This window comes from Clostridium sp. (assembly GCF_016650095.1).
Lineage (GTDB): Bacteria > Bacillota > Clostridia > Clostridiales > Clostridiaceae > Clostridium_AD.
In genome coordinates this window covers 1-7,140 of the sequence record NZ_JAENWL010000180.1, presented here as the reverse complement: position 1 = coordinate 7,140, position 7,140 = coordinate 1, and the positions used below count along the sequence as shown (strand labels likewise).

At 31.3% G+C, this 7,140-nt stretch carries 8 protein-coding genes and 1 other annotated feature; of the genes, 1 reads left to right on the top strand and 7 read right to left on the bottom strand.

Annotation, left to right across the window (positions count from 1 at the left end; genetic code table 11):
• Positions 1–35 precede the first annotated feature (35 nt).
• The 4 genes from asnS to JJE11_RS11300 form a co-directional block, all read right to left on the bottom strand.
• Positions 36–1,427, bottom strand: a complete 1,392-nt coding sequence (gene asnS / locus JJE11_RS11315) for an asparagine--tRNA ligase (RefSeq protein ID WP_291635645.1) — start codon at positions 1,425–1,427, stop codon at positions 36–38.
• Between the two features lie 65 nt (positions 1,428–1,492).
• Positions 1,493–1,744 (bottom strand) — a binding site (T-box leader).
• Positions 1,745–1,964: 220 nt separating this feature from the next.
• Complete coding sequence (locus JJE11_RS11310; protein ID WP_291635644.1) at positions 1,965–2,237, bottom strand: hypothetical protein; 273 nt, start codon at positions 2,235–2,237, stop codon at positions 1,965–1,967.
• A 144-nt stretch (positions 2,238–2,381) separates the two neighbouring features.
• A complete protein-coding gene (locus JJE11_RS11305) occupies positions 2,382–3,275 on the bottom strand; it encodes a YitT family protein (RefSeq protein ID WP_291635642.1) in 894 nt (297 codons plus the stop codon).
• Positions 3,276–3,512: 237 nt separating this feature from the next.
• On the bottom strand, positions 3,513–4,250 hold the full coding sequence (locus JJE11_RS11300; protein WP_291635640.1) for an MBL fold metallo-hydrolase: 738 nt from the start codon (positions 4,248–4,250) through the stop codon (positions 3,513–3,515).
• A 129-nt stretch (positions 4,251–4,379) separates the two neighbouring features.
• Here JJE11_RS11300 and JJE11_RS11295 point away from each other — a divergent pair, with 129 nt between their 5' ends.
• Positions 4,380–4,748, top strand: a complete 369-nt coding sequence (locus JJE11_RS11295; protein ID WP_291635637.1) for a VOC family protein — start codon at positions 4,380–4,382, stop codon at positions 4,746–4,748.
• Positions 4,749–4,793: 45 nt separating this feature from the next.
• Here JJE11_RS11295 and JJE11_RS11290 read toward each other — a convergent pair whose 3' ends face one another.
• The 3 genes from JJE11_RS11290 to JJE11_RS11280 all read right to left on the bottom strand — a co-directional run.
• Positions 4,794–4,940 (bottom strand): hypothetical protein, encoded by a 147-nt coding sequence (locus JJE11_RS11290; protein WP_291635634.1) that lies wholly within the window; start codon positions 4,938–4,940, stop codon positions 4,794–4,796.
• 49 nt (positions 4,941–4,989) lie between these two features.
• A complete protein-coding gene (locus JJE11_RS11285; RefSeq protein ID WP_291635632.1) occupies positions 4,990–6,006 on the bottom strand; it encodes a phosphodiester glycosidase family protein in 1,017 nt (338 codons plus the stop codon).
• Between the two features lie 142 nt (positions 6,007–6,148).
• Positions 6,149–7,140: AAA family ATPase (locus JJE11_RS11280; RefSeq protein WP_291635630.1), on the bottom strand; the 992-nt coding region annotated here is incomplete at its 5' end.

The window sequence follows — 7,140 nt, the reverse complement described above, 5'->3', positions numbered from 1 at the left end:
TCTATAAAATCTAAATTGCTGAAAAGTGCTCTTCTTTAAAATTCAGCGGTACCTGTTGTTCTTGGGAATGGAATAACATCTCTTATGTTGCTCATTCCTGTTATATACATAATAGCTCTCTCAAATCCTAGTCCAAATCCAGCATGCTTAGTTCCACCGTATTTTCTTAGTTCTAAGTACCACCAGTAATCTTCTTTATTAAGACCACATTCTTCCATTCTAGCTTCTAATATATCTTGTCTTTCTTCTCTTTGGCTTCCACCGATAATTTCTCCTACTCCTGGCACTAGTAAGTCCATGGCTGCAACTGTCTTATTGTCTTCATTTACTCTCATATAGAATGATTTTATTTCCTTTGGATAGTCAGTTACAAATAATGGTTTGTTAAATACTTCTTCTGTTAAATATCTTTCATGCTCAGTTTGAAGATCACAGCCCCAAGTTACTGGGTATTGGAATTCTTTTCCTGATTTTTGTAAGATATCCACGGCCTTAGTATATGTTATCTGACCAAATTCTGCATTTACAACACTATTTAGTCTTTCAATTAACCCTTTATCTATAAAGCTATTGAAAAATTCCATTTCTTCTGGAGCATTTTCCAGAACGTACTTAATAATATATTTCATCATATCCTCTGCGAGTTTCATATTATCATTTAAATCTGCAAATGCTATTTCAGGTTCTATCATCCAGAACTCAGCTGCATGTCTTGCAGTGTTAGAATTTTCCGCTCTAAATGTTGGTCCAAATGTATAAACACTTCTAAAGGCTAAAGCATAAGCCTCTGCTGCGAGCTGTCCACTTACAGTTAAGCTAGTTTCTTTACCAAAGAAATCCTTTGAGTAATCAACTTTTTTATTTTCATCCATAGGCATATCGCTAAAATCAAGCGTAGATATTCTAAACATTTCACCTGCCCCTTCACAATCACTACCAGTAATTATTGGAGTATGGGTATATACAAAGTTTCTCTTTTGAAAAAACTCATGGATAGCAAACGCAGTCAGTGAACGCACTCTAAATACTGCTGAGAAAGCATTACTTCTTGGTCTAAGGTGTGCAATAGTTCTTAAAAACTCAAAAGAGTGTCTTTTCTTTTGCAAAGGATAATCAATATCTGACATTCCCTCTACGACTATTTTAGTAGCTTTAATTTCAAATGGTTGCTTAGCATCAGGTGTTACAACTAATTTTCCTTCAATAACCAAAGATGAGCTTATAGGTAATTTGGCTAACTCTGCAAAATTTTCTAATCCATCTTCAAATACTACTTGAATGTTTTTAAAGAAGCTACCATCATTAACCTCTATAAACCCAAAAACTTTAGAAGATCTCAAAGTTCTTATCCATCCAGAGATGGATACTTCTGTATCTGCATACTTCTCTGTTTCTCTGTAAATTTGTTTTACTAACAATTTTTCCATAAAATTCTCCTCCTTCTATTTTTATACTCTTTTTAATAATAAAAAAGCCTTTCCTCCCTTAATAATAAAGGGACGAAAGGCTATAATTTCGCGATACCACCCAATTTGTCATAAATATGACCACTCTATTCAGTACAGAATTATAAATTCGATACTGCCCAATGTTTAACGGATTGGACCCGTCTAAGCCTACTATCTTAAGGATTTCGGTTAGAAACTCAGAGATGTTCTTCAATATAAACTTCGTATTGGCCTTTCACCATCACCAACTCGCTATGACTACCTTTTATAATTACTCTTCTCTTCTCAGTCTTTATTTTTAAAAATTATATTAACTAGTATGCTCATAATAATTATTATGTTCACTAATTATTTTTTATATACTAGTGAAATTATAATGTTTTTAATAATAAATGTCAAATTTTTTTTATAAAAAATAAAGGCATCTATTGATAGTCCAATAGATGCCTTTACTATATCCGCTTAATTGTTGACATTACAAACCGATACTATCAAATAAATCAATATAAAAAATTATTAATATCCGCCTACATTATCATCAGGATCTACATATAAATCTTCATCGATCTCTTCATCATAATCTTCTTCAACTACCTGGCCGATTATTGTATCTTTCTTAGCCACTTCTCCAGTAACCTTATTTTCAACTACAATGTTACATTTTACGCATCCATCTACCTCATTAATGAAAGTTTTTGCCGTAATATCACCTTTTTCTAAAGATACTCCTTGTGTAAGTTTTTCTGGGTGATCAAATGTAACAGGCTTATCATTTAATCTATCACTCATAGTATATCACTTCCTTTCTAAATATATTTTGTGCAGGAAGACTTAGAAATATACTTTGAAAATGTTGCCTAATTTACACCTTTATATCATTTTTCAAAAATTATAAAAACGTATTGCTTACTTATTTCTAACTATATTAATTTTCTATTCCGTAAACCCTTCTCCTACTACTTCTCTCACATCAGCAATAGTAATAAAGGCGCCTTTGTCTATTTCTTTAACCATTTTTTGAAGAGGTACTATTTGATTTTTGCCTACTACTACAAATAGTACCTGTTTTTCTCCTTTTGTATACATTCCTGTACCATTTATTCCTGTAACACCTCTCTTTAAATCACTCATTAATATTTCCGCTATTTCCTTGGAGTGATCTGAAATAATAAATACAGCTTTTGAAAAATTTATTCCCTCAAGTATGCTATCTACAACCTTGCTAACAATATATATGGATATTAGTGCATACATAGCCTTTTGTACTCCAAACACAAAAGCACCTATTATTACTATAGTTGAATCAATTACTAATATAATTCTAGCTATTGGCACATTCTTTAAATATACCTTTATAATATTTGCAGCCAAGTCAGTTCCTCCAGTACTAGCAGATGCTCTTAATACAAATCCTAAGCCTATACCAACGAATACCCCACCGAATATACTTGCTAGCAAAAGGTCTGCCTCTGGTGCTGGTATAAAGCTTGTATAGAACAATGCAAAAGATAGATATGCGCTGGCAAACAAAGATTTGCCAACAAATCCTCTGCCCTTAAGTTTTGCAGCAATCGCAAGTAACGGTATGTTTACTGCAATATTAGTAAACCATAAAGGTATTCCATATCCATAATGCTTTTTCGAAATATATTCGATAACAATGGCAAGACCTGATAGTCCGCCTGTTACTAATTTTAATTTTGCAAAAAACATATTTACCCCGGCTGCGAGTATAGTAGCTCCAATAATAATATATATATAATTTAAAATATTTTCATTTTTAGTTTCTCTTCTCATTTTCTTTATCCCACTTTCTATTTTACACATTCTAATTTCCACTAATAAAGTTATCACAGTTATTAGGTTATGTAAATATAAAGCTCCTAATACTAACTAGTTTTTAGTATTTATAAATTTTGCATCAAAATTCTATCCCATATAAAAAACACCACATACATTATTAATTAGGGGGACTAAAAATAATGTAATATGGTGCTTTTTTTATTTGGTTATTTAAAGGATTGACATATAAGACTATATTTATTCCGATATATCAGAAAATATTTAATATATTATCTCTTGCCCACAATAATTTATTTCAACTGCCTTTGATTTATGTTTACCCATTTTATCAGCGAATTTTTTAGTAATAGACACATCATCTCCAAAATGCATAGGTATAAGTAATTTAGGGTGAATATTTTCCGCAAAATATTCTCCTCCTATATAATAAAACTCTTGAAGTCTTGGATCTACAGGAAAAAAAGCTATATCAATATATTTTTCTTCTTTTAACTTGTCAATATGAGATTTAAATGAAGACTCTGCTTCTAATTGTTCCTCTAAGCTATCCTCTTTCCAGTGCCACCAATTAAGATCTCCAGCATGAAAAATAGTTAAACCATCTACTTTAACTAGAAAAGATATTCCAATATCCGTTGAGCCATAAGCTTTTACAGAAACGTCTTCAAATAATTTTTCTTCGCCATCCTCTATAAAATTATAATTCGATTTATTTTTATCTGCTTTTATATCACTACTAAGTATATATTGTATATCACTGTTATAATTCTCCCAATTAAAAATGTTAGAATTAAAATGGTCCTCATGACTATGTGATGAAAACACAAAAATATTTTTCATTTCTTTAATATTTTTAGGGGATAATATCGCTGACTGCTGGTGGTCTCCTTTATTTTCTAAAGGTTCTTTATAATAATCAAAAATCAGAAAATGTTTTTTAGTTTTAATGACAAAACCACTATGGTATATATAGTATATTTTCGCTAGTACTTCATTCATTAATTATCTCTCCCGCCGCAATATATTTTAAATAAATAATAATTATATAACCCTTATTTTACCACAACATATAATCATGGTATAGTATATGATATATATTAATTTTTTTAGAAAAGGTGGTTATAATAAATGAAATTTTCCTTTGATCATAATAATATAAATGTATTGGATTTAGAAAAAAGCGTCGAATTTTATAAAAATGCTTTAGGGTTTGTAGAAACTAGGAGATTCCATCCAGAAGACGATAGTTTTACTCTTGTATTTTTAGGTGATGAAACAACTAACCATAAGTTAGAGCTTACTTGTATGAGCGATAGAATTGAGCCATACAATTTAGGCGAAAATGAGTTTCATCTTGCTGTAGTTACAGATAATTTTGATGAAGCATACGCACACCATAAAAAAATGGGATGCATATGCTATGAAAATAAGCCTATGGGTATATATTTTATAATGGATCCAGATGGATATTGGACAGAGGTTATTCCAAAAAGATAGTTGTTAATAATAACATAAATGGACACGTTAAAAACCATTGAAGGATTAGTCCTCAATGGTTTCTTTAATGATTTTTTTTGAAACAATCTTTGAATCAGTAGCTAATAAATAATGATTTATATAAAAGAGACCTAAAAATTGTACTGATAAAGCTACTACTATCCATATACTTATTCTTCTCATCCACTTCATAATGCTCTCTCCTTTAATTTAAAATATCCCATTCTGAGATTCTACTCTTTTACTTTTTCTCTACATAAATAATAGAAGGTACAGATCTCTCTCCCAAGCTATCAGAAGGGTTGTTTATAATTCCTTCATTATAAAACAATGTAGAAGAAGAACCCCCATCTAAGTTAGTAGCATTATAAGCCCCATATTCATACAATACATCCTGTACTTCTCTTAAAGTAGCCCCTAAACTACTTAACTGTCTACCGTCGATAACTAGTAATATTATCGCTCCATCTTTCCTTTGTGCAATAGCCGTTCTAGGTGCTATACCCCAGCCACCATCACCCTGAGTTATAGTTTTTTGTCCATTAACTATCACTGCTGGACCAAACGATACTGCTTCAGTTACTCCAGCATTTTTCATTTCTTTAATGCTATGTTTACCAACTAATAGCTTTCCAGATTTAGTTAATGCTACAGTTTCTATTTTTTCATCTTCATCTTTTGTATCATTATAAGCAATTTTTCCTGATGACATTATAACTCCGGCTGGATTTGCTCCCGTTCCTGTCCTTTTTGTACCAGAAGATTTATCTGTAAACGCACCACCATTAACCGCTGCAATCGCATTGTTATCTTTTGCAATTTCACTAGTTAGTTGACCTTCCTTGCCAAGCTTACTGCTGTAACCTACTTTTACCCTAGTTGGGTCATTTATTATTAATATATATCCTTTAAACTTCTTTCCTTTAATATCATATCTTTCAATACTATTATCATTTTTGTTTTCTACTTGCACAGCAGAATTTACGCCATTTACGTTATCTTGAGCTATAGCCTGTATTGTTTGCTCACTCATAATTTCTTCAATTTTCGACTCGGATAAAAATGATGTGACCATCCATTGTAATGTATAAGTAGTCATCGCTGCACCCACTACTGTAGTTTTCACATTTTTAAACGGACCATAATAAACTATAAATGGTCCTGTAATCGCTATGAAAACAAATTCAAATATTATAAATAATAAAACAAGTGTGCTTTTACTTTTTTTAGTTTTTCTACAATCTTCTATTTTTTTCATTGTTCCCATCCTTTTTTATTAGGTATTATCCTGTAATTCAATGTATGCTTTATATTATACATTTGTAAGATTAAAAACAGATTAAAATTCATTTAAAAATGCATTACAAAAAAATGCTGCTATTTTATTAGCAACATTTTTTTTATTTACCTTTTATAATTTTAAGTTTGTCTTTAGTAATTTTAAGCTTACCATCAACAATATCAACTGTTGCTCTACCACCTGTGGAAAGTTCTCCAAACAGCACTTCATCTACAAAATAAGTCTTTATTTCCTGTTGAACTACTCTATTGATTTCTCTCGCACCATAAGCCTCTGAATAACCCTTTTTACTTAGCCAAGCATATAAATTATCTGTAACCTTTAATTTTATATTTTTAGTTAAAAGTTTCTCCTCAAATTGTTTCATTGCTTTTTTAGCTATTTGAAGAGCCATAACTTCATCAATTTTATTAAATACAATTATGTTATCGAGCCTATTTCTAAATTCTGGTGAAAATACTCGTTCCACTTCTTTTGTAATTGCATCACCTGCTCCTATTCTATCTCCAAACCCAATTATATGTTTACTAGCTTCCCTTGCTCCTGCATTTGAAGTCATTATTAAAATTACATTTCTAAAATCCGCCTTTTTACCAGTATTATCTGTCAAAGTTGCATAATCCATAACCTGTAACAGCACATTTAATATATCTGGGTGAGCTTTTTCAATCTCATCAAGCAGTAGCACACAATGAGGGGTCTTTTTCATGGCCTCAACTAATAATCCACCTTCTTCATAACCCACATATCCTGGTGGTGACCCAATAAGCCTTGCAACAGTATGCTTTTCTTGGTATTCACTCATATCAAATCTAATGAGTGGAATTGCTAAACTTTTAGACAATTGCTTACTTACTTCTGTCTTTCCTACTCCTGTAGGTCCCACAAAAAGGAGAGATGCTATAGGCTTTTCTTCTTCATTAAACCCGGCCCTTGATCTCTTTATAGCTCTTACTAAATTGTCTATTGCAGTGCTTTGTCCGAAAACTTGCTTCTTTAAATTGCTATCTAAGTTTTTCAGTGTCAAAGTCTCGTTATTTGATACGCTTTGCTCTGGAATTTTTGCAATAGATGCCACTACTTTTTCCACTG

Bases quoted from the DNA above. Each gene is read 5' to 3' on its own strand.
- asnS (WP_291635645.1), bottom strand. From the start codon at position 1,427: ATGGAAAAATTGTTAGTAAAACAAATTTACAGAGAAACAGAGAAGTAT.
- JJE11_RS11310 (WP_291635644.1), bottom strand. From the start codon at position 2,237: ATGAGTGATAGATTAAATGATAAGCCTGTTACATTTGATCACCCAGAA.
- JJE11_RS11305 (WP_291635642.1), bottom strand. From the start codon at position 3,275: ATGTGTAAAATAGAAAGTGGGATAAAGAAAATGAGAAGAGAAACTAAA.
- JJE11_RS11300 (WP_291635640.1), bottom strand. From the start codon at position 4,250: ATGAATGAAGTACTAGCGAAAATATACTATATATACCATAGTGGTTTT.
- JJE11_RS11295 (WP_291635637.1), top strand. From the start codon at position 4,380: ATGAAATTTTCCTTTGATCATAATAATATAAATGTATTGGATTTAGAA.
- JJE11_RS11290 (WP_291635634.1), bottom strand. From the start codon at position 4,940: ATGAAGTGGATGAGAAGAATAAGTATATGGATAGTAGTAGCTTTATCA.
- JJE11_RS11285 (WP_291635632.1), bottom strand. From the start codon at position 6,006: ATGAAAAAAATAGAAGATTGTAGAAAAACTAAAAAAAGTAAAAGCACA.